The following is a 20,530-nucleotide window of genomic DNA, read 5'->3' as shown; positions in this document are numbered from 1 at the left end:
GCTAGCTTTCGGTGAAAAGGCGATGCAGCGCCGTCTTGGCTTCGGCGCAGGCGATCTCAATAGGTTCGCCGAATGCGATGCGCGCGGCGATGGCGCTGGCGAGATAGCAGCCGGTTCCGCGCAGCGACTTGGGAATGCGCGGCGCGGTGAAGGGCACGGGCTGCGCATCGGCTGAGAACAGAAAGTCGGTGGCCGCGATGTCCTCGGCATGGCCGCCCTTGACCAAGACATGCTGCGCTCCGTGGGCGAGAAGCTTGCGCGCGCTGGCCTCGGTCGTCCCGGTTTCGGGGCCAAGATGAGCCGCGATCACCGCAAGCTCGGGCAGGTTCGGCGTCAGCAGCAGGACGCGCGGTAAGAAGGCGATCATCGCGGAAAGCCCGGCGTAATCGAGAAGTGCACCGCCCGAGCTGGTCGCCATCACCGGATCGAGGATGATGGGCAGATCGGGTAGCTCTTCGGTCACGGCCGCGACGATGCTTGCCGTGCCGAGCATCCCGATCTTGACCGCCCCGATGGGTCCGCAGACAAGTGCCGCGCGGATCTGTGCTGCGACCATTTCCGGCGCCATGGGTTGACTCGCGAGCAATCCGCGATCGGTTTGGGCGGTCACCGCGGTGACGGCGACCCGAGCGTGGCAGCCTGCCTGCTCTAGCGCCCGAGCATCGCGCAGCAAACCCGCGCCGCCACTGGAATCCATCCCGCCGATCAGCAACACGCTTTTTGACCGCTGACCGCTCATGGACCAACCGCCAGCAACGCAATGCTCCGGTGGCCCATGTCGGTGAGTTTGCGCGCCGCGCGCATCGCGCGCAGGCCCGAGCGACAGCACAGAACCAGCCGTTGCTCGGCGGGCGCTGAAAGGGCGCTCAGTTCGGCGGGTGCGACGCGTCGTGCGGACGGGTGGGCGGGCTCGGCCGCCTCGGCCTCGGGGCGCAGGTCGATGACCAGATCGGCAGGGTCGATCTGTGTCAGCGAAATGAAAGGATAGCGGGTGGCAGGCTCGGGCGCGCCATCGAAACGCATCGCCGAAATGCGCCAGTTCGCAAGGTCCAGATGGAGCAACTGGCCGATGGGCGAGGGCTGGTGCCCGATCAGGACCGACAGTGTCATTTGCGCCTGAAGTGCCGCGATGGCCGCCACAACCGGCCCCATGACGCCGGTCTCATTGCAGCTGGCCATATGCTCCGGAACGTCGGGGAAGACGGCGCGATAGCTCGGCCCGCTGCCACAGAACGCGCCCACATAGCCCTGCCGCGCCAGCACCGCGGCCGAAACCAGCGGGAGCCCACGTGGGTGGCAGTAATCCGAGAGCATGTAGCTGACGGCGAAACTGTCGGCTGCATCGATGATCAGGTCGGCGCCCTCAAGCACGGTGGCCATGTTCGACGGCACAAGGCGCATAATCTGCCCCTCGGCGCGGATGCCGGGGTTGAGGGCGACGACCTCGCGCGCGGCGCAGAGCGCTTTTGGCTGGCCGATGTCGGTCATCCGGTAAAGCGTCTGGCGGTGCAGGTTGCTTTCTTCTACGTGGTCGGGGTCGAGGATAGTGAGTTGCCCAACACCTGCGCCGGCCAGCGCGGGGATAACGCCGCAGCCTAGGCCCCCGGCGCCGATGATGGCGACGTGGGCGCGGGCAAGGCGGGCCTGTCCTTCGGGGCCGATCTCGGGCAGGGCGGTTTGGCGCAGGTAGCGGCTCATCTTGTGGCCTCGATCCAGGTGCGGGTGCGGGCGACGGGGTCGGCGGCCTGTTGAATGTCGGTCACGACGGCGGCACAGTCGGCGCCTGCCGCGAAGACCTCGGGCAGGCGTTCAGGTGTCAGCCCGCCGATGGCGACCAGCGGCACCGAGCCTGCGCAGTCTTTCCAGGCGCGGATGCGGGCATGGCCCTGCGGCGCCCATTTCATCTGCTTGAGCAGAGTCGGAAAGATCGGGCCAAGCGCGACATAGGCCGGATCGCAGGCAAGGGCGCGCTCAAGTTCTGCTTCATCATGGGTTGATAGGCCAAAGCGAACCCCTGCGCGGCGCAGCGCCCCAAGATCGGCGGTGTCGAGGTCTTCTTGCCCGAGGTGGACGAAGTCGATGCCCAGTTCGAGCGCCAGTTCCCAGTAATCGTTCAGGATCAGCTGCGCCCCATGGGCCGCGCAAACGGCCTGTGCATGCAGTGCCTCGGCGCGCAGCAGGTCCGGCGGCAGGTCCTTGGCGCGCAACTGCACCAGCTTTACGCCAAGGGGGACAAGGCGTTCGAGCAGTTCGGCGGTGCCGGAGATCAGGTAGAACCGGTCCATCATGCCAATGCCGCCATGCCAAAGATTGGGGTGGAGGCCGAGGCCATATCGCGCCGGGGCATCAGGCCCGCGCGATGCGCCGCCAGCCCCGCCTCGACTGCCTGCCTGAAGGCGCGCGCCATGCCGACCGGGGCCAGCGCCTTGGCAACGGCGGTGTTCAATAGCACAGCGTCGAAGCCCATCTCCATCGCTTCCGCTGCTTGCGAGGGCGCGCCGATACCCGCGTCGATGACGAGGGGAGTGTCGGGGAAATGGGCGCGCATCGAGCGCAGCCCCTCGATATTGCGCAGGCCCTGGCCTGAGCCGATGGGCGCCCCCCATGGCATAAGCACGCGGCAACCGGCCTCGATCAGCTTTTCTCCGAGGATCAGGTCTTCGGTGGTGTAGGGGAAGACCTCAAAGCCCTCGGCGCACAGCACCCGCGCGGCCTCGAGCAGCGCGAAAGGGTCGGGCTGAAGTGTGTCGGCATGACCGATGACCTCAAGCTTGATCCAGTTGGTGCCGAAGACCTCGCGCGCCATATGGGCGGTGGTGATCGCCTCGCGCGCGGTGTGGCATCCGGCGGTGTTGGGCAGCACCCGGCAGCCGGTCGCGGCGATCAGATCGCGGAAGCCGCCGCCGCCCGGCCCCTCGCGGCGCAGGCTGACGGTGATGACCTCGGTGCCCGAGGCGCGGATCGCTTCAGCCAGGATCGCGGGCGAGGGGTATTGCGCCGTCCCGAGAAAGAGGCGCGAGGATAGTTCCGTTCCGTAGAACATCTCAGCCTCCCTGCATGGGGGCGAGGATCTCGATCCGCGCGCCGGGGGTAAGGGGGTGGGCGTCGCGCAGGGTGCGCGGCACGAATGTGCCATCAACGGCGGTCGCGACGCAGGGGGCCTCGAAGCCCAACTCATCGAGCAGCGCAGAGAGGGTTTCGGCCTGAACCTCGCGCGGGGTGCCGTTCACATCAACTCGCATGGCGGTGCTCCTGAAACAGGGTTTGGGCCAGTTCCTCGGCCAGTGCGGGGGCGGTGAGGAAGCCGTGGCGGTAGAGGCCGTTCACATGGCTACGCTCCCCTCGGTGCAGCACACGCGGCACATTGTCGGGCAGCGAGGGGCGCAGGCCCGCCCCCATCTCGACGATGGCGGCCTCGGCAAAGGCGGGGTGCAGGGCGTAAGCGGCGGACAGCAACTCCATCGCCGCGCGGGCGGTGACGGGGCGATCATCGTCGCTTTCCACCATCGTTGCGCCGATCATGAAGCGGTTGTCGCCGCGCGGGACGATGTAGCAGGGGAAGCGTGGATGCAGCAGTCGGACAGGGCGCGAAAGGGTGATCTCGGGTGTTTCGACCAGCAGCATCTCGCCACGCACGGCGCGCAGCTCGGGCAAGTGGTCGCGGCTGGCAAGGCCGCGACAGTCGATGATCTGGCCGCGCGGGGCGGCGCCGGTGCCAAAGTGCAGTTCTGCCCCAAGGGCGATCAGCCGGTCCCGCAGCGCGCGGGTGGCCGCGCGCGGGTCGAGATGCGCCTCTTCAGCATAGTAGAGGCCGCGCGTGAAGCGGCCTTGCAGGTCGGGCTCGATGACGCCGGGATCGACCCACGCATGCCCGCGGGTCGCACGGGCGAAGCGGTCCAATTCGGCCGTGTCGCGGGCCGGGGCGACGACGAGCGTGCCGTTTTGCAGCACGCCCGGCACGCGCTCGGCCCACCAGCGCACCGCGTCGCGGCCCATGGCGAAGACCTCTTCGGGTGCGGCCTCGGCCTCGCAATAAGGCGCGAGCATCCCGCCCGCATACCAGGATGCGCCGGTGGGGTCGGGGGAGGGGTCGATCACCTCGACCTGTGCGCCCCGTTCGGCAAGGGCTGTGGCGGCGCACAGCCCCGCCACGCCCGCCCCAAGAACGGAGAAGATCATTGCGCCTTCTCCGCCGGGAGATAAAGCGCGCCGCCCTCACGGAATTTCTCCGCCATCTGGGCCATGCCTTCCTGCTTCTGCGCCTCGGCCCGGATGTCGTGCGAGATCCGCATCGAGCAGAACTTGGGCCCGCACATCGAGCAGAAATGCGCAAGCTTATGCGCCTCTTTCGGCATGGTCTCGTCGTGGAATTCACGCGCGGTGTCGGGGTCGAGCGAGAGGTTGAACTGATCCTCCCACCGGAACTCGAACCGCGCGCGCGACAGGGCGTCATCGCGCAGCTGCGCGCCGGGGTGACCTTTGGCGAGGTCGGCGGCGTGGGCAGCCAGCTTGTAGGTGATGACCCCGGTTTTCACATCGTCCCGGTCGGGCAGGCCGAGGTGTTCCTTGGGCGTCACGTAGCACAGCATCGCCGTGCCGAACCAGCCGATCATCGCCGCACCGATGGCCGAGGTGATATGGTCGTAACCCGGCGCGATATCGGTCGTCAGCGGCCCGAGCGTGTAGAACGGCGCTTCATGGCAATGGGCCAGCTGCTTGTCCATATTGGCCTTGATCTTGTGCATCGCGACGTGGCCGGGGCCTTCGATCATGACCTGGCAATCCTTGGCCCAGGCGATCTTGGTCAGCTCGCCCAGGGTCTCAAGCTCGGCAAATTGCGCCTGGTCGTTGGCGTCGGCAATCGAGCCGGGCCGCAGCCCGTCACCGAGCGAGAAGGAGACATCATATGCCCGCATAATGTCGCAGATCTCGTCGAAATGCTCATAGAGGAAGCTTTCGCGGTGATGATGCAGGCACCACTTGGCCATGATCGAGCCGCCGCGCGAGACGATGCCGGTCACGCGCTTGACCGTCATCGGGATCATGTGCAGGCGCACGCCCGCGTGGATGGTGAAATAATCCACGCCCTGCTCGGCCTGCTCGATCAGCGTGTCGCGGAAGATCTCCCAGGTCAGGTCTTCGGCGACGCCGCCGACCTTTTCAAGCGCCTGGTAAAGCGGCACGGTCCCGATCGGCACGGGGGCGTTGCGGATGATCCATTCGCGGATGTTGTGGATGTTGCGGCCCGTTGAGAGGTCCATCACCGTGTCGGCGCCCCAGCGAATTGCCCAGACCATCTTCTCGACCTCTTCCTCCATCGAGGAAGTCACAGCCGAGTTGCCGATATTGGCGTTGATCTTCACCAGGAAGTTGCGGCCGATGATCATCGGCTCCAGCTCGGGGTGGTTGATGTTGGCGGGGATGATGGCGCGGCCTGCCGCGATTTCCTGGCGCACGAATTCCGGCGTCACGAGGTCGGGGATCGCGGCGCCGAAATCCTCGCCGTCGCGGGCCTCGGCCCAGGCCTCGGTGCGGCCGAGGTTCTCCCGGATGGCGACATATTCCATCTCGGGGGTGATGATGCCGGCTTTTGCATAGGCCATCTGCGTCACGGCGCGGTTGCCGGTGGCGCGGAAGGGGCGGCGCAGCTTCGGGAATTCCGGCACGAGGCGGTCGCCCTCGGCAAAGCCGTTATCGGCCGAGGTGACAGCGCGTCCCTCGTATTCCTCGATGTCACCGCGTGCGCGCAGCCAGTCTCCGCGCGTTCCGGCAAGGCCCTGGCGGATGTCGGTGCTGGCCGCCGGGTCGGTGTAAGGGCCCGAGCTGTCATAGACGCTGACCGGCGTCTCGTTCGAAACGTGGATCGAGCGCATCGGCACCGCGATCTGGTGCAACTGGCCGGGGATGAAAACCTTGCACGACGCGGGCAGGGCGCCGGTGGTGATCCGGGGGGTGGGCTTGTTCATAGTTGGTCTCCTCTTGCGATGAGACCCAAGCAACACGTGAGGCAAGAAGGGGCCGCTGGCCCCAAGCGAAAGGGCCGCTACGGCCCGAAAGGACCGCCCCAGTCATATGTCGGGAGGGCGCCCTTCGGTCTTCCTACGCCAGTATCAACTGGGTCAGGTTCAAAGGGTCGCTTCACCGGGGTTTCCCCCTGTCAGCCTCTCAGTCCCCTAGGCGGGACTCCCCTGACGTGGGGCGGAAGATGACGCAGGGGCGGGGGCGCTGTCAATGGGGGTTGTGCGGCTTGCGGCGGCGGGCTTGTTTGGCTAGCTTGCGCGGGTCTGGTGCCCGGCTGCGGTCGGGATAATCGGGAACGCGGTGCAACTCCGCGACGTGCCCAACGCTGTAAGGTGGATGGTGCAGCTGGAGCCACTGGCCAAGGCCGGGAAGGCGCTGTACCGCGCGAAGCCGAAGTCAGAAGACCGGCCGGACAGGATAGGCCCCCTCGCGCGGACGGCGGGGGCGGCCATGGTTGCCAGACAGGGGATGTGTCATGCCGCAATCCATTCACCTCGCGCCCGCGGGGCCTTTTTCAGACGCCGAGCGCGATGCGGTCTATCGTGCGATTCACACGCGGCGCGATGTGCGCAGCCAGTTCCAACCCGACCCGATCGCGCCCGAGGTGCTGGAGCGTCTCTTGTTGGCCGCGCATCACGCGCCCTCGGTGGGTTTCATGCAGCCCTGGAACTTTCTGCTGCTGACCGACCCCGCGACCAAGGCGCGGGTTAAGCACGCTTTTTCGCGCGCCAATGACGAGGCCGCCGCGATGTTCGGCGATGCGCGCAAGGCGCTTTATTCGGCGATCAAGCTGGAGGGGATTACCGATGCTCCGGTAAACCTGTGCATCACCTGCGACCGCGAGCGGGGTGGGCCGGTCGTGTTGGGGCGCACCCATAACCGCGACACGGATCTGTATTCGACGGTCTGCGCGGTGCAGAACCTCTGGCTTGCCGCCCGCGCCGAGGGCATTGGCGTTGGCTGGGTCAGCATCTTCAATGACGCCGACCTGCGCGAGATCCTCGGGCTGCCCGAGCATGTGGTGCCGGTGGCCTATCTGTGCCTCGGGCATGTGCGCGAACTTCATTCGGAACCTGAGTTGCAGCAACGCGGATGGGCGCAGCGGATGCCGTTGGAAGAGCTGATCTTTCACAACTCATGGGGTCAGCGCGAGAGCGGGGAATCGTCCGACTTACCCGAAATCCCGTCGCTCTGATCTGGGCTTTATGCTGCATCTGCAAAATGCCCGAAAAATGTTCTAAAAAGAGATCTGCGGCTAATAATTTAACGTGACTTTTACAATGCGCGTTAATCTTGGCAGGTATTGCGGCAGATCAATTTCTGCGTGTGCGAAGAGTGATAGACTCCTTGAGCTTGACTGAGACTGAAGGAGGACAGACATGGCAAGTAAGAAACAGAACCCGTTCGGCGCGATGGCCGGTTGTATGCCGACCCCGTCGGTTGATATGTCGATGTTCCTGCGCCCGCAGGCCCGGATGGCCGAGGCGCTGCTCAAGCAGAACATCGAGACGCTGGACTTCCTGAAAACCCGTTTTGAGCGGGACCGCAGCATGCTGGCCGATCTGGCCGATGCGAAGGATCCGAACGAAGCGATGGCGCTCTGGACGACCTTCTGGCAACGGATGCTGAGCGATTATTCGACCGAAACGAACAAGCTTGCCGCGTCGGTGACGGAAATCGCCGAGCAGGCGGTGCGTACCGCGACCGAGGAAGGCAACGCCATCATTTCGGCGACGGGCAAAAAAGACTGACGAAGGACGGGCGGATGGGCCGCCCGCCGTAACTAGGTTGAGAGATGACGACATCTGCTCCGAAGGCGCGCCGGTCGCGCGTCAAGGCTGAGGCGGCCGTGGAATCGGCCGCCCAAGCTATCTCTGGGACTGTGGTTGCCGAAAGGCCCGAAGCGCTTGCGCCCAAGGCAGACAAGGCAGAGCCCGTCCCAAATCTTCCGGCTCGGCTGGCCGAGGTCCTGTTGACCGACACGCCCGAAAAGCTGGCCGCTGAAGAGGCATTCGTCAGACTCGACCGTTTGGTCCATGCGCAGTTCGGCAAGCTCGGGGCGAGCATCTCGCCGATTTCGCTTGCGCTCGCCTGGGGCGATTGGGCGGCGCATCTGGCAATCAGCCCCGGCAAGCGGGCTGAGTTGGTCTGGAAATCGGCGCGCAAGGCGCAGCGTCTGGCGGCCGAGATCCTGTGTCAGGCGGCCGGTGGCAACGGCGAGGTCTGCGTCGAGCCGCTCAAGCAAGACCGCCGATTCGCCGGGCCCGAATGGCTGAAGTTTCCCTTCTCGCTCTATTCCCAAAGCTTCCTGCTGACGCAGCAGTGGTGGCATAACGCCACCTCCGAAGTGCACGGGGTGGAGGAGAGGCACGAGAAAGTGGTCGAGTTCTACGGGCGCCAGTTCCTCGACATGTTCTCGCCTTCGAACTTCCTGCTGACCAACCCGCATCTGATCCAGCGCACCGTCGAAGAGGGTGGCCGCAATCTGACGCGCGGTGCACAGTTCTTCTACGAAGACATGATGAAACGGATGACCGGTCAGCCTGAGGATCCGCCGGAGTTCACGCCGGGTCATGAGGTTGCGATAACGCCGGGCAAGGTCGTTTTCCGCAACCGCCTGATCGAACTGATCCAATACGCTCCGACGACGCCCACGGTGCATTCGGTGCCGTTGCTGATCGTCCCGGCCTGGATCATGAAATACTACATCCTCGATCTGACGCCGCCCCAGTCGATGATCAAGTGGCTGGTCGATCAGGGTTTTTCGGTGTTCTGCATCAGCTGGAAAAACCCCGATGAGGAAGACCGCGAGCTTGGCTTCGATGACTACCGCGAGCTTGGCGTGATGGCCGCGATCGACGCGATCAGCGCGATCACCGGGGCCGAGAAAGTGCACGGTCTGGGCTATTGTCTCGGAGGGACACTTCTCTCCGTGACCGCCGCTGCAATGGCGCGCGACGGGGATGAGCGGCTTGCCTCGATGACCATGCTGGCCGCGCAGGTTGATTTCACCGAAGCCGGTGAGCTTTCGCTTTTCACCAATGAAAGCCAGCTGTCGCTGCTGGAAGACATGATGTGGGAAGAGGGCTATCTGGACAAGGAGGCGATGGCGGGCACCTTCTCGATGCTCAAGTCGCAAGACCTCGTCTGGTCGAAGATGGTGCGCGAATACATGCTGGGCGAGCGCGAGGCGCCCTCGTCGCTTGGTGCCTGGAGCCATGACGCGACGCGGATGCCCTACAAGATGCATTCGGAGTATCTGCGCAAGCTGTTCCTCAACAACGATCTGGCGGATGGCCGGATGACCGCGGGGGAAGGCCACATCTACCTGCAGGACATCAAGGCGCCGGTCTTCGCCGTCGCGACCGAGCATGACCACATCGCGCCGTGGAACTCGGTCTTCAAGCTGACCTACCTGATGCATGGCGATGTGACCTTCGCGCTGGTCTCGGGCGGGCATAACACGGGCATCGTGGCGCCGCCCGGCAGCGCGCGCGCCAAGCACCGGATCATGACGCATGTGCCTGGCCACAACCATCCCGCGCCGGAGGACTGGGCCAAGAGTGTGCCGAAAGTGCAGGGCTCGTGGTGGGAGCCCTGGGCCGATTGGCTGCGCGTGACCGGGGGTGCAGTTGCCGGCCCGGACCAGGCGCCGCCGCCTATGGGCAATGCGGATGCGGGCTACAAGCCGCTGCAAAACGCGCCCGGCCGCTACGTACTGAAACAATAAGAAAGGGCGCCGAAAGGCGCCCTTTTCATCTACCGTCCGCGCCAGATCCAGCCGCCGCCATAGATCCGCGTTCCGCCGGTTTCGTAGAAAACGCAGGCCTGTCCGGGGCTTACACCTTCTTCCGGGTTCAGCAACTCAACCTCGGCCTCGGTCGCGCTGATCGGGCGGACAATGGCCTCACGCGGCGGGCGGGTTGAGCGGACCTTGACGCTCAGGTGCCACTCGGGGCGGGCGGTGAAGGGCTCATCCCCAAGCCAGTTGATCTCGCGCACCGGGATGATCCGGGTCGAGAGCGCCTCTTTCGGGCCGACGATCACGCGCCGCGCGTCGGGGTCAAGCCGGACGACGTAAAGCGGATCGCCGAGCCCGCCGATTCCAAGGCCGCGGCGCTGACCGATCGTGTAATGGATGACACCCTTGTGCTGGCCGAGGACATTGCCCTCCATATCGACGATCTCGCCGGGGTCCGCCGCGCCGGGGCGCAGCTTTTCGATGACCGAGGCATAGTTTCCGTTCGGCACAAAGCAGATGTCCTGGCTGTCGGGCTTGTCGGCCACCGGCAGCCCATATTTCGCCGCCAGTGCCCGCGTCTCGGCCTTCGAGGCCAAATGCCCAAGCGGAAAGCGTAGGTAGGAGAGTTGCTCGGGCGTGGTCGAGAACAGGAAATAGCTCTGGTCGCGGTTCGGATCGGCGGCGCTGTGCAACTCGGGGCCATGCGGACCCATCTTGCGCTGGATGTAATGCCCGGTCGCCATGCAGTCAGCGTCGAGATCCTTGGCGGTTTCCAGCAGGTCCTTGAACTTCACCCGCTCATTGCAGCGAATGCAGGGCACCGGCGTCGCGCCCGCCAGATAGGCGTCGGCGAATTCGTCGATCACGGCTTCGCGGAACGTGTTCTCGTAGTCGAGCACGTAATGCGGAAAGCCCATCGTTTCGGCCACGCGGCGCGCGTCGTGGATATCCTGACCCGCGCAGCAGGCGCCCTTCTTGGCGAGCGCCGCGCCGTGGTCATACAGCTGCAAGGTCACGCCCACGACATCATAGCCTTCCTCGGCCAGTTGCGCGGCCACGACCGAGCTATCGACGCCGCCAGACATGGCGACGACAACGCGGGTTTCGGCCGGGGGCTTGGGCAGTCCCAGCGAATTGAGGGGCAGATCCTTGCTCATGAAAGGGGTCCTTTGATCAGACCCGCAGGAATATAGGAAAATGCGAACTAGTCTCAACCCCGCGTTTCACCCGTCGTTAAGGCGAAGCGGTCATTTTCAGGCCAGGAAAGCGGAAGGGGGAGCAGATGTATCTCAAGAAAGTGGATGGGCCGCGTTCGGTGACCTTGCCCGATGGCTCGATTCTGACGCGGGCGGATCTGCCGCCGCCCGATACGACGCGATGGGTTGCCAGCCGCAAGGCGACGCTGGTGCAGGCCGTGACGCATGGGCTGATTCCGCGCGCCGAGGCGCTGGATCGCTACGATTTGTCGGAAGAAGAACTGGATCTGTGGATCGAGGGGGTGTCGAAACACGGGGTGGACGGGTTGAAAGTGACCGCGATCCAAAAATGGAAACAACTTTAGGTTGCAATCATTAAGAATATTGCCAGACTAACTGGGTGTTAACCAATCGGTGCAAACCTCGAACATTATCGGGGATTTAATACGGAGAACCCAGGATGCGCATTTTGTTGGTCGAGGATGATCCTACAACCTCGCGTAGTATCGAATTGATGCTGACCCATGCCAATCTAAACGTCTACTGCACCGACCTGGGTGAAGAAGGGATCGATCTGGCGAAGCTCTATGATTACGACCTGATCCTGCTCGATCTCAATCTGCCCGACATGAACGGGCATGAGGTGTTGCGCCAGCTGCGTTTGGCCCGCGTGGATACGCCAATCCTGATCCTGAGCGGGGCAGATGACACCGACAGCAAGATCAAGGGTTTTGGCTTCGGCGCAGATGACTACATGACCAAGCCGTTCCATCGCGAAGAACTGATCGCGCGAATCCATGCGATCATTCGCCGCTCCAAGGGGCATTCGCAGTCGATCATCCGTACGGGCAAGATCGCGGTGAACCTTGACGCGAAGACGGTCGAGGGGGAGGGCAAGCCCGTCCACCTGACCGGTAAGGAATATCAGATGCTCGAACTGCTCAGCCTGCGCAAGGGCACGACCCTGACGAAAGAGATGTTCCTCAACCATCTCTACGGCGGCATGGATGAGCCGGAATTGAAGATCATCGACGTGTTCATCTGCAAGCTGCGTAAGAAACTGGCTGAGGTGACGGGCGGCGAGAATTACATCGAGACGGTCTGGGGCCGCGGCTATGTGCTGCGTGATCCGGCACCGGCGATCATGGCTCAGCGATTGGCGGTGGGCGCCTGAGATACGCTCACCCTCTGGACGCTCCTCCCGGCTGACCCTAAACCAATAGGGTGGCCGAGGGGGAAGAGCATGACCGTGACGGACAAGATTGCAGTTGGTGCGCTGACCCGTGCCGAGGCAGAGGCCGAACTGCCGGGGTTGATCGCTGCGATCGAGGCGGCCAATACCGCTTACCATGCGCACGATGCGCCCGAGATTTCTGACGCCGAATATGATGCGCTCAAGCGGCGTTTGACCGAGATTGAGGCGCGTTTCCCCGAGCTGGCGCGCGCCGACAGTCCGACCCGTCAAGTGGGCGCGCCTGTCGCCGAGGGCTTCGGCAAGGTCGCGCATGAGGTTCGGATGCTGAGCCTCGAGAACGGCTTTTCCGATGAAGACGTGCTCGACTTTGATGCCCGCGTGAAATCCTACCTTGGCATCGCCGAGGCCGAGGTGCTGGCTTACACGGCAGAGCCTAAGATCGACGGTCTGTCGCTGTCGCTGCGCTATGAAGGCGGGCGGCTGGTGCAGGCAGCGACGCGCGGCGATGGTGAGGTTGGCGAAAACGTCACCGAGAATGCGCGCACGATCACCGATATCCCGCAACTCTTGCAGGACGCGCCCGATGTGCTTGAGGTGCGCGGCGAGGTCTACATGAGCCACGCCGATTTCTCGGCGCTCAACGCCCGGCAGGCCGAGCGGGGCGATAAGCCGTTCGCCAACCCGCGCAACGCCGCCGCCGGATCGCTACGCCAGCTTGACGCGCGGATCACGGCCGCGCGGCCGTTGCGGTTCTTTGCCTATGCCTGGGGTGCCTTGTCCGAACCCTTGGCCCTAACGCAGATCGACGCGATTGCGCGTCTGAAGGCATTGGGTTTCGAAACCAACCCGCTGACCGAGCTTTGCAACGGGCCGCAGGACATGCTGGCGCATTACCGTGGGATCGAAGCGCAGCGGGCCAGCTTGGGCTATGACATCGACGGCGTCGTCTACAAGGTGAACGATTTGGGCCTGCAACGCCGGCTCGGGTTCCGCTCGACCACGCCGCGTTGGGCCATTGCGCATAAATTCCCCGCCGAGCTGGCCTGGACCCGGCTTGAGAAGATCGAGATTCAGGTCGGGCGCACGGGCGCGCTCAGCCCGGTTGCGCGGCTCAGCCCCGTGACTGTGGGCGGCGTTGTTGTCTCGAACGCGACCCTTCATAATGAGGACTACATCGCCGGGCGAGACTCGAAGGGGCAAGATATCCGCGGCGGCAAGGATATCCGCGAGGGGGACTGGGTACAGGTTTACCGCGCTGGCGACGTGATCCCCAAGGTCGCCGATGTGGACCTGTCGCGCCGCCCGGCGGATGCGGTGCCCTATGTCTTCCCGCAGCACTGCCCGGAATGCGGATCCGACGCGATCCGGGAAGAGGGCGATGCGGTGCGCCGCTGCACCGGCGGCATGATTTGCCCGGCGCAAGCCGTGGAAAAACTGAAACATTTCGTCTCGCGTTCTGCGTTCGACATCGAGGGCCTGGGGGCAAAGCAGGTTGAGGCGTTCTACGAAGACGATTGGATCCGCGAACCCGCCGATATCTTCCAGCTGCAACGCAACTATGGCCCGAACAGCCTGCGTCAGCTGCGCAAGCGCGAGGGGTGGGGTGAGAAATCCGCCGACAAGCTCTTTGCCGCGATCGACGAGCGGCGGCGCATCCCGCTGGCCCGTCTGATTTTCGCGCTCGGCATTCGCCATGTCGGCGAAACCAGCGCCGCGCTGCTGGCCAATCACTACGGAAGCTGGGCCGAATTTGAGGCCGCGATGACCGGCGCGCAGATCGGTGAGGGAGCCGAGTGGGATGAGTTGATGTCCATCGACGGGGTCGGCGCGACGCTTGCAACCTCGGTCGTCAGCAGCTTCCATCAGGAGGCCGAGCGCGCCCTGATCGACCGCCTGATCGCCGAGCTGACGGTAGAGGATGCGGTGCGCCACGATACCTCGGGCAGCCCGATCGCGGGGCAGACTGTCGTCTTTACCGGGACGCTCGAACGGATGACGCGCGCCGAGGCCAAGGCGCGGGCTGAGCAGATGGGCGCGAAAGTCGCAGGCTCGGTATCGGCCAAGACCGATCTGCTGGTGGCGGGGCCGGGGGCGGGCTCAAAGGCCAAGAAAGCGGCCGAACTGGGCATCAAGGTGATCGATGAAGACGAATGGCTGGCGCTGGCGGGGGCCTCATGACCGGACGTCCGCCGATCCTTTTCCCGCTGTTCGCGGAGATCGAGACGCTGCCGGGCGTGGGCGCGAAAACCGCGCAGCTACTTGCCCAGACCGGGATCGCGCGCCCGCGCGACATGGCCTTCACGCTACCCCATTCGGTGATTGACCGCCGCCCGGTCGAGACGATCCGCGGTGTCGCGGCCCCCTGCGTCGTCAGCGTCGTCGCCGAGGTCGAGACGCATATCCCATCGCGCCGGAAGGGCGGGCCGACGCGGGTTTTGATGCGTGACAAGGCCGCCGAGTTCCAGCTGGTGTTCTTCCATGCGCGCGGCGATTACCTGCAAAAGCAACTGCCGGCGGGCGAAAAGCGGCTGATCTCGGGCAAGCTTGAGGTCTTCGACGGGGTCGCGCAGATCGTTCACCCGGATTATATCCTGCCGCCCGATGCCGTAGGCGAACTGCCGCGGTTTGAGCCTGTCTATCCTCTGACCGCGGGGGTTACGCAAAAGGTGATGGCCAAGGCGGCGGCGGGCGCGCTTGCGCGGCTGCCTGATCTTGCCGAATGGATTGACCCCTCGCTCTTGGCGCGCGAGGGCTGGCCTGCGTGGAACGCAGCCCTGCACGCGGCCCATGCACCACAGGCGCTCGCCGACACGGCGCAAGCGGCGCCCGCGCGGCAGCGCCTGGCCTATGATGAATTCTTCGCGCACCAACTGACGCTGGCGCTGGCGCGTCGCCAGCAACGCCGTTTGCGCGGGCGCGAGACCAAGGGAGCCGGTGCGCTGTCAGGCAAGGTTCTGCGCGCGCTGCCCTATGAGATGACCGACGCGCAAAGCCGTGCGGTGGAGGAGATCACTGCCGACATGGCGGGCCCGCGCCGGATGAACCGGCTGCTTCAGGGCGATGTGGGTTCGGGCAAAACACTGGTGGCCTTTCTGGCGCTTCTTGCGGCGGTCGAGGCGGGCGGGCAGGGCGTGATGATGGCCCCGACCGAGATCCTCGCGCGCCAGCATCTCGATGGGCTTGCGCCGCTTGCGGCCTCGGCGGGCGTGCGCGTCGAGATCCTGACCGGGCGCGACAAGGGCGCCGAGCGCGTCTCGAAGCTGACGGATCTGGCCGAGGGGCGCATTCACATTCTGGTCGGAACCCATGCGGTCTTCCAGAAGGACGTCGAATTCAACGATCTGCGGCTCGTCGTGATCGATGAGCAACATCGCTTTGGCGTTTCGCAGCGCATGGAGTTGGGTGCCAAGGGTGAGGCTGCCGACGTTCTGGTGATGACCGCGACGCCAATTCCGCGCTCGCTCGCGCTGGCGCAATACGGCGACATGGATGTGAGCGTGTTGGACGAGAAGCCGCCGGGGCGCAAACCGGTCAAGACCGCGCTGATCTCGACCGCGCGGCTCGATGAGGTGGTTGCGCATCTGCGCCGCGCGGTGGCCGAGGGGCGCCAGTGCTACTGGGTGTGCCCGCTGGTCGAGGAAAGCGAGCGCGTCGATCTGACCTCGGCCGAGGATCGTTTCCGCTTCCTGCGCGCGGCCTTGGATGAGGGCGTCGTGGGCCTTGTCCACGGGCAGATGGCGGTGGCCGACAAAGACGCCGCGATGGCCGATTTCACGTCGGGGCGGACGCGTGTTCTGGTGGCCACGACCGTGATCGAGGTGGGGGTGAATGTGCCCAATGCCTCGATCATGGTGATCGAGCGCGCCGAGAGCTTTGGCCTTGCGCAGCTGCACCAGTTGCGCGGCCGTGTCGGGCGCGGGTCGGCCGAGTCGACCTGCCTGATGCTGTATCAGGCCCCGCTGAGCGATTCGGGTGAGCGGCGATTGCAGATCCTGCGTGAAAGCGAGGATGGTTTCCGCATCGCCGAGGAAGACCTCGCCATGCGTGGCGCTGGCGATGTGATCGGCACCGCGCAGTCGGGCGTACCGCGCTTCCGCATTGCCGATCTTGAACGGCAGGCGGGCCTGATGGCCGTTGCGCAAAGCGATGCGCGTAACCTGTTGACCCAGGACCCCGAGCTGCAGACCGCGCGCGGGCAGGCAGCGCGGGTGCTGCTCTGGCTGATGGAGCAGGACCGCGCCATTCGCCTTATCGACGTCGGATGAACAGATGTTCTTAAAAAGTTCTTTACTTCGCGCTGAAAAAATGAGAACAAAATAGCAACAACGGAGAAGGAGGTTCCGAATGCGCCGCGAAGTTCAAGCAATTTTCAAACGTCATTCGAACGGCCTTCTGCATGATGCACTGGGCGCGATGTCGCTTTGCATCACGTTCCTTGGCGTTCTCTTCATTCCGGGTCTGTTCTGAGGCCCAACCGCTACTGCCTCGCGCTTTTCGCTGCCGCCCTGTCCCCAAACACGCGGCCTGCCTGTCGATACGGGCTATTTCGCCCGGAAAGCGCTTCCTCGCGCCGCCATCCCCGGATGGCGGCGTTTTTTTAACCCGCGTTCAGGGCGTCGAGCGTTGCCTGCGGAGCAAGCAGGATCGACGCGTGGCGATTGGAGTAATCGCGCGCCGCAAGCAGAACTTCGTAATCGGCGAAGGGGGCGGAGGGCACCGGGCCACCCTTGAGCATCGCTGCCAACTCATCGCGCAGGCGCTCAACCTCGGCCGGCGAGCGCCCGATGACATTGGCACCAAAGATCGAGGCCGAGGCCTGCCCAAGCGCGCAGGCGTGAACCTGCTGGCTGTATCCGGTGATGCGGGTGCCGTCGAAAGTCAGCTCCACCGTGACCGTCGAGCCGCAAAGCGGCGCGCGGCGGTTGGCCTTGTGGGTGGGCGCGGGCAGGGGTTCGGTATGCGGGATATCCGCCGCCAGCGCGAGGATGCGCGACGAATAGAGTTTGAACAGGTCGGTATCGCTCATGGCTTTCCCCCGCAGGCGTCCCGCGATAGATAGTGCCTTACGCCCAAGGAGAAAAGTCATGACCTTCGATCCCAGTACGCTCAAATACGACGCGAACGGCCTGATCCCCGCGATCGCGCAGGATCACAAGACGGGCGAGGTTCTGATGATGGCCTGGATGAACGCCGAAAGCCTTTCGCGTACGCTTGAGACTGGACAGGTCACCTACTGGTCGCGCTCCCGCCAGAGCTTCTGGGCGAAGGGCGAAAGCTCGGGGCATGTGCAGAAACTGGTTGAGTTGCGCGTTGATTGCGACCGCGACTGCCTGTTGATGCTTGTGGATCAGATCGGTCCGGCCTGTCACACCAACCGCCGCAGCTGCTTCTACACGGCGGTGCGGAGCGGTGAAGAGGTCGAGATCCTCGTGCCGATGGCGGATTAAAGCCCGACGAGGCGACGGATATCGGCGGGCGTGGCGCCCTCGGTGCGGTATTTCGCGATCGCACGGGCGTCATCGCGTTTTGCAAGGCGCCTGCCACTCTTGTCTCGAATAAGATTGTGATGGCAATAGGTTGGCGTTGAAAGCTTCAGTAATTTCTGAAGCGTGACGTGGATCTGAGTGGCGTCAAACAGATCCTCGCCGCGCACGACATGCGTGATGCCCTGCGCCGCGTCGTCTAGCACCACCGACAGGTGGTAAGAGGTTCCCATATCGCGCCGGGCAAGGACGATATCGCCGACGTTCTGGATCATCTGTTCGGGCGTGATGCTGTGCGTTCCGCAGTGTGCCTCGCCAATCTCATCGAATGAACAATGGGCTGCCGCGCGATCCATATGAAGCCGCAGCACTGCGTCGGGCAGAGGCTCTCCCGCCGTGCGCGCGCCCGACTCGCGGCAGGTGCCGGGATAAATGAGGCCATCCGGCCCAAGGCTGACGCCTTCCTGCGGGGCGGAGGTTGCTGCTTCGATATCGCGGCGGGTGCAAGAGCAGCGATAGAGAAGATCACTTTCCCAAAGCTTCGCAAGCGTTTGGCGGTAGATATTCAGGCGATCTGACTGACGCATGACGGGTTCTTCCCAAGTCAGGCCAAGCCAGGCGAGGTCATCGTAGATCTGCGCCTCCCATTCCGGGCGGGAGCGTTGCCGGTCGATATCCTCAATGCGCAACAGGAAGCGTCCGCTCGCCGCGCGCGCCATATCATGCGCCAGGATCGCGCTATAGGCATGGCCAAGGTGGAGCGGCCCGGTGGGCGATGGCGCGAACCGGGTGATCATCTTAGCTATGATCCGCAAGCCATTGAGTAAACGACTCTTTCGCGCGATCTGTATAGGCCTTGTAGCGGTCCTTGCGGCCCCGCCGCCCGCCTTTCGCGTCAATCGGCGGGAAGAGCCCGAAGTTCACATTCATCGGCTGGAAGGTCTTGGCCTCGGCACCGCCGGTGATGTGATTGACCAGGCTACCCATGGCCGTCTCGATGCCCGGGGGCCGCAACGCCCCCCCCTTGATCTCCGCCGCCGCCATTCGGCCCGCCAGCAAACCCATCGAGGCGCTTTCAACATAGCCTTCCACGCCGGTAATCTGCCCCGCGAACCGAATATTGGGACGCGACTTCATCCGCATTTGCGTGTCGAGCAGCGTGGGTGAGTTGATGAACGTGTTGCGATGGATTCCGCCAAGACGCGCGAAGCTCGCTTGTTCGAGGCCAGGAATCATCTTGAAAACAGCAATTTGCGCGCCGTATTTCATCTTGGTCTGGAAGCCCACGATGTTGTAAAGTGTTCCAAGTGCATTATCGCGGCGCAGCTGCACTACGGCGTAGGCTTTTTCTTCGGGCTTATGCGAATTCGTCAGCCCGACAGGCTTCATCGGCCCGTGGCGCAGGGTTTCCCGGCCACGCTCCGCCATCACTTCGATCGGCAGGCAACCGTCGAAATAGCCGGCGGTCTCACCCTCGTGGAACTCGGTTTTCTCTGCCGCCAGAAGCGCGTCGATGAAGGCCTCATACTGCTCGCGGTTCATTGGGCAGTTTATGTAGGCCTTCTGCTCTTCCTCGGTCTCGCCCTTGTCATAGCGGCTCTGGCGCCAAGCCACATCCATGTCGATCGTGTCGGCATAGACAATCGGAGCGATCGCGTCGAAGAAGGCGAGGCTCTCGGCGCCGGTCGCGGCGCGGATGCTTTCGGCCAGAGACCCAGAGGTCAGCGGCCCGGTTGCCACGATCCAGTGGCCGGTTGAAGGAAGTTCTGTAACTTCCTGTTCACTAAAGGAAATCAGAGGATGCGCGCGCAATGCCGCAGTCACTGCGCCCGAGAAAGCATCGCGATCAACGGCAAGCGCGCCACCGGCCGGAAGACGGTGCTGTTCGGCCATTTGCATGATCAGCCCACCAGCCGCGCGCATTTCCCAATGCAGCAGGCCAACGGCGTTGCGCTCATGATCGTCCGAACGGAACGAGTTCGAGCACACCATCTCGGCGAAGTCGCCGGTGCGGTGCGCGAAGGTGCCCACGTGGGGGCGCATTTCGTGAAGCACGACGGGCACGCCTGCCTCAGCCGCCTGCCAGGCAGCCTCGGATCCGGCCATGCCGCCGCCAATGATGTGTAGCGTTTCCATGGGCGCGGGTTTAACGCCGCGCCCGGATTGTTGCAATCCGCCTCAGAGGCCTGGGAGGAACTCTTGCAGGCCACGGCCGCCGAAGGTCACGCCGCCGGTTGCGCCGAAGGTGGCCTTGAGGCCGATGCCGACGAAGCTTTCGGCATCCATGCCGTCGCCATCGACGAAGCCAAGCTCGCCCGTCAGCATGGTGCCCGGGTTGATGCGGTATCCCGCCGTCGCGCTCAGGCGGCTCATGTCGTCGCCTTCGGCGTGCAGCGTGTCGAAGCGCCCGCCAAGGTCAAGCTGCGGGTTCAGCGCGTAATTCGCCTGAAGGCCCAGCTGGTTGCCATGTGTGCCGTCCGCATCCATATGGGTGAAGGCGGCCTCGTAGCTGATCTGGCCCATGGCGCCCGCGGTCTCAAGCCCGGTGTATTCGACCGACTGGCCATCGAGCCAGTCCTTGCCGATGAAGGCACCAACCGCCATGTCGCCCGGCAGGTGGTAGATCGCGTGCGCGGTCGCGTTCTTGCCGGTTTCGTCGATCCCGTCGAAGTAGCGCGTGGCGATATCGCCTTGTACCGAGAACTGCGGGCCGAAGCCCAGCTCGATCGCGCCGCCGAGGGTGGTCTTGTTGACGTCGCGGGCATTGCCGTCCGCCAACGTCGAGTAGGACAGGCCGATCTCGGCGCCGGTCACTTCGGTCGCCAGACCGGTTTGCGGCAGCGCAAGCGCTGCCCCGATCGAGAGGAGCAGGAGTTTCTGCATCGTATTGCCT

The 20,530-nt window shown here is 64.3% G+C and carries 21 protein-coding genes and 1 riboswitch; of the genes, 9 read left to right on the top strand and 12 right to left on the bottom strand.

Annotated elements, in window-relative coordinates; all coding sequences use genetic code 11:
• Position 1 precedes the first annotated feature (1 nt).
• Genes thiD through thiC form a run of 7 tightly spaced genes read right to left on the bottom strand, consistent with a single transcriptional unit; the run spans position 2 to position 5,966 of the window.
• Positions 2–739, bottom strand: a complete 738-nt coding sequence (thiD, locus tag KTQ37_RS03695; protein WP_218629127.1) for a bifunctional hydroxymethylpyrimidine kinase/phosphomethylpyrimidine kinase — start codon at positions 737–739, stop codon at positions 2–4.
• Positions 736–1,698, bottom strand: a complete 963-nt coding sequence (locus tag KTQ37_RS03690) for a ThiF family adenylyltransferase (protein ID WP_218629126.1) — start codon at positions 1,696–1,698, stop codon at positions 736–738. The genes thiD and KTQ37_RS03690 overlap by 4 nt, the downstream gene beginning before the upstream one ends.
• Complete coding sequence (locus tag KTQ37_RS03685; RefSeq protein ID WP_218629425.1) at positions 1,695–2,285, bottom strand: thiamine phosphate synthase; 591 nt, start codon at positions 2,283–2,285, stop codon at positions 1,695–1,697. The genes KTQ37_RS03690 and KTQ37_RS03685 overlap by 4 nt, the downstream gene beginning before the upstream one ends.
• Positions 2,285–3,043: a thiazole synthase gene (locus KTQ37_RS03680; RefSeq protein ID WP_218629125.1), complete on the bottom strand. Its 759-nt coding sequence runs from the start codon at positions 3,041–3,043 to the stop codon at positions 2,285–2,287. Before KTQ37_RS03680 ends, KTQ37_RS03685 begins: the two co-directional genes overlap by 1 nt.
• 1 nt (position 3,044) lies before the next feature.
• Complete coding sequence (thiS, locus tag KTQ37_RS03675) at positions 3,045–3,242, bottom strand: sulfur carrier protein ThiS (protein WP_218629124.1); 198 nt, start codon at positions 3,240–3,242, stop codon at positions 3,045–3,047.
• Entirely contained in the window at positions 3,232–4,179 is a 948-nt protein-coding gene (gene thiO / locus KTQ37_RS03670; protein WP_218629123.1) for a glycine oxidase ThiO, read from the bottom strand. The genes thiS and thiO overlap by 11 nt, the downstream gene beginning before the upstream one ends.
• A complete protein-coding gene (gene thiC / locus KTQ37_RS03665; protein ID WP_218629122.1) occupies positions 4,176–5,966 on the bottom strand; it encodes a phosphomethylpyrimidine synthase ThiC in 1,791 nt (596 codons plus the stop codon). The genes thiO and thiC overlap by 4 nt, the downstream gene beginning before the upstream one ends.
• Positions 5,967–6,268: 302 nt before the next feature.
• Positions 6,269–6,448, top strand: a riboswitch (cobalamin riboswitch).
• A gap of 48 nt (positions 6,449–6,496) precedes the next feature.
• Between thiC and bluB the strand changes: the two genes are divergently transcribed.
• The 3 genes from bluB to KTQ37_RS03650 all read left to right on the top strand — a co-directional run bounded on the left by bluB (position 6,497) and on the right by KTQ37_RS03650 (position 9,751).
• Positions 6,497–7,216 carry a 5,6-dimethylbenzimidazole synthase gene (gene bluB / locus KTQ37_RS03660; protein ID WP_218629121.1) on the top strand — a complete coding sequence of 240 codons (720 nt, stop codon included), beginning with the start codon at positions 6,497–6,499 and terminating at the stop codon, positions 7,214–7,216.
• Between the two features lie 184 nt (positions 7,217–7,400).
• A complete protein-coding gene (locus KTQ37_RS03655; RefSeq protein WP_218629120.1) occupies positions 7,401–7,772 on the top strand; it encodes a phasin family protein in 372 nt (123 codons plus the stop codon).
• 44 nt (positions 7,773–7,816) lie between these two features.
• Positions 7,817–9,751: a PHA/PHB synthase family protein gene (locus tag KTQ37_RS03650; protein ID WP_218629119.1), complete on the top strand. Its 1,935-nt coding sequence runs from the start codon at positions 7,817–7,819 to the stop codon at positions 9,749–9,751.
• 29 nt (positions 9,752–9,780) lie between these two features.
• Here KTQ37_RS03650 and mnmA read toward each other — a convergent pair whose 3' ends face one another.
• Positions 9,781–10,920: a tRNA 2-thiouridine(34) synthase MnmA gene (gene mnmA / locus KTQ37_RS03645; RefSeq protein WP_218629118.1), complete on the bottom strand. Its 1,140-nt coding sequence runs from the start codon at positions 10,918–10,920 to the stop codon at positions 9,781–9,783.
• A gap of 125 nt (positions 10,921–11,045) precedes the next feature.
• Between mnmA and sciP the strand changes: the two genes are divergently transcribed.
• The 5 genes from sciP to KTQ37_RS16840 all read left to right on the top strand — a co-directional run bounded on the left by sciP (position 11,046) and on the right by KTQ37_RS16840 (position 16,621).
• Complete coding sequence (gene sciP / locus KTQ37_RS03640; RefSeq protein ID WP_218629117.1) at positions 11,046–11,324, top strand: CtrA inhibitor SciP; 279 nt, start codon at positions 11,046–11,048, stop codon at positions 11,322–11,324.
• A gap of 95 nt (positions 11,325–11,419) precedes the next feature.
• Positions 11,420–12,133: a response regulator transcription factor CtrA gene (gene ctrA, locus KTQ37_RS03635; RefSeq protein ID WP_218629116.1), complete on the top strand. Its 714-nt coding sequence runs from the start codon at positions 11,420–11,422 to the stop codon at positions 12,131–12,133.
• Positions 12,134–12,202: 69 nt separating this feature from the next.
• Complete coding sequence (gene ligA, locus KTQ37_RS03630) at positions 12,203–14,332, top strand: NAD-dependent DNA ligase LigA (RefSeq protein WP_218629115.1); 2,130 nt, start codon at positions 12,203–12,205, stop codon at positions 14,330–14,332.
• Positions 14,329–16,419, top strand: a complete 2,091-nt coding sequence (gene recG / locus KTQ37_RS03625) for an ATP-dependent DNA helicase RecG (protein ID WP_218629114.1) — start codon at positions 14,329–14,331, stop codon at positions 16,417–16,419. The genes ligA and recG overlap by 4 nt, the downstream gene beginning before the upstream one ends.
• A 79-nt stretch (positions 16,420–16,498) precedes the next feature.
• The gene (locus tag KTQ37_RS16840) at positions 16,499–16,621 is read left to right on the top strand and encodes a hypothetical protein (RefSeq protein ID WP_263847428.1); all 123 of its coding nucleotides are present in this window, start codon (positions 16,499–16,501) and stop codon (positions 16,619–16,621) included.
• A gap of 130 nt (positions 16,622–16,751) precedes the next feature.
• Here the strand turns inward: KTQ37_RS16840 and KTQ37_RS03620 are convergent, their stop codons facing one another.
• Positions 16,752–17,180, bottom strand: coding sequence for an iron-sulfur cluster assembly scaffold protein (locus KTQ37_RS03620; protein ID WP_218629113.1), 429 nt, complete (start codon positions 17,178–17,180; stop codon positions 16,752–16,754).
• A 58-nt stretch (positions 17,181–17,238) separates the two neighbouring features.
• Between KTQ37_RS03620 and hisI the strand changes: the two genes are divergently transcribed.
• Positions 17,239–17,601, top strand: a complete 363-nt coding sequence (hisI, locus tag KTQ37_RS03615) for a phosphoribosyl-AMP cyclohydrolase (protein ID WP_218629112.1) — start codon at positions 17,239–17,241, stop codon at positions 17,599–17,601.
• On the opposite strand, the gene gluQRS is transcribed toward hisI, so the two are convergent.
• From gluQRS to KTQ37_RS03600, 3 genes are read right to left on the bottom strand one after another with little or no spacing between them, the layout of a single operon-like run.
• Positions 17,598–18,434, bottom strand: a complete 837-nt coding sequence (gene gluQRS, locus KTQ37_RS03610; RefSeq protein ID WP_218629111.1) for a tRNA glutamyl-Q(34) synthetase GluQRS — start codon at positions 18,432–18,434, stop codon at positions 17,598–17,600. The genes hisI and gluQRS overlap by 4 nt on opposite strands.
• Position 18,435: 1 nt before the next feature.
• Positions 18,436–19,773, bottom strand: a complete 1,338-nt coding sequence (gene trmFO, locus KTQ37_RS03605) for a methylenetetrahydrofolate--tRNA-(uracil(54)-C(5))-methyltransferase (FADH(2)-oxidizing) TrmFO (RefSeq protein WP_218629110.1) — start codon at positions 19,771–19,773, stop codon at positions 18,436–18,438.
• 42 nt (positions 19,774–19,815) lie between these two features.
• Positions 19,816–20,520, bottom strand: coding sequence for a porin (locus KTQ37_RS03600; RefSeq protein ID WP_218629109.1), 705 nt, complete (start codon positions 20,518–20,520; stop codon positions 19,816–19,818).
• Positions 20,521–20,530: the final 10 nt, after the last annotated feature.

This window comes from Sedimentimonas flavescens (genome assembly GCF_019264375.1).
GTDB lineage: Bacteria > Pseudomonadota > Alphaproteobacteria > Rhodobacterales > Rhodobacteraceae > Rhodobacter > Rhodobacter flavescens.
Note: the sequence above shows the minus strand (reverse complement) of the source record. Positions and strands in the feature narration are given on the sequence as shown.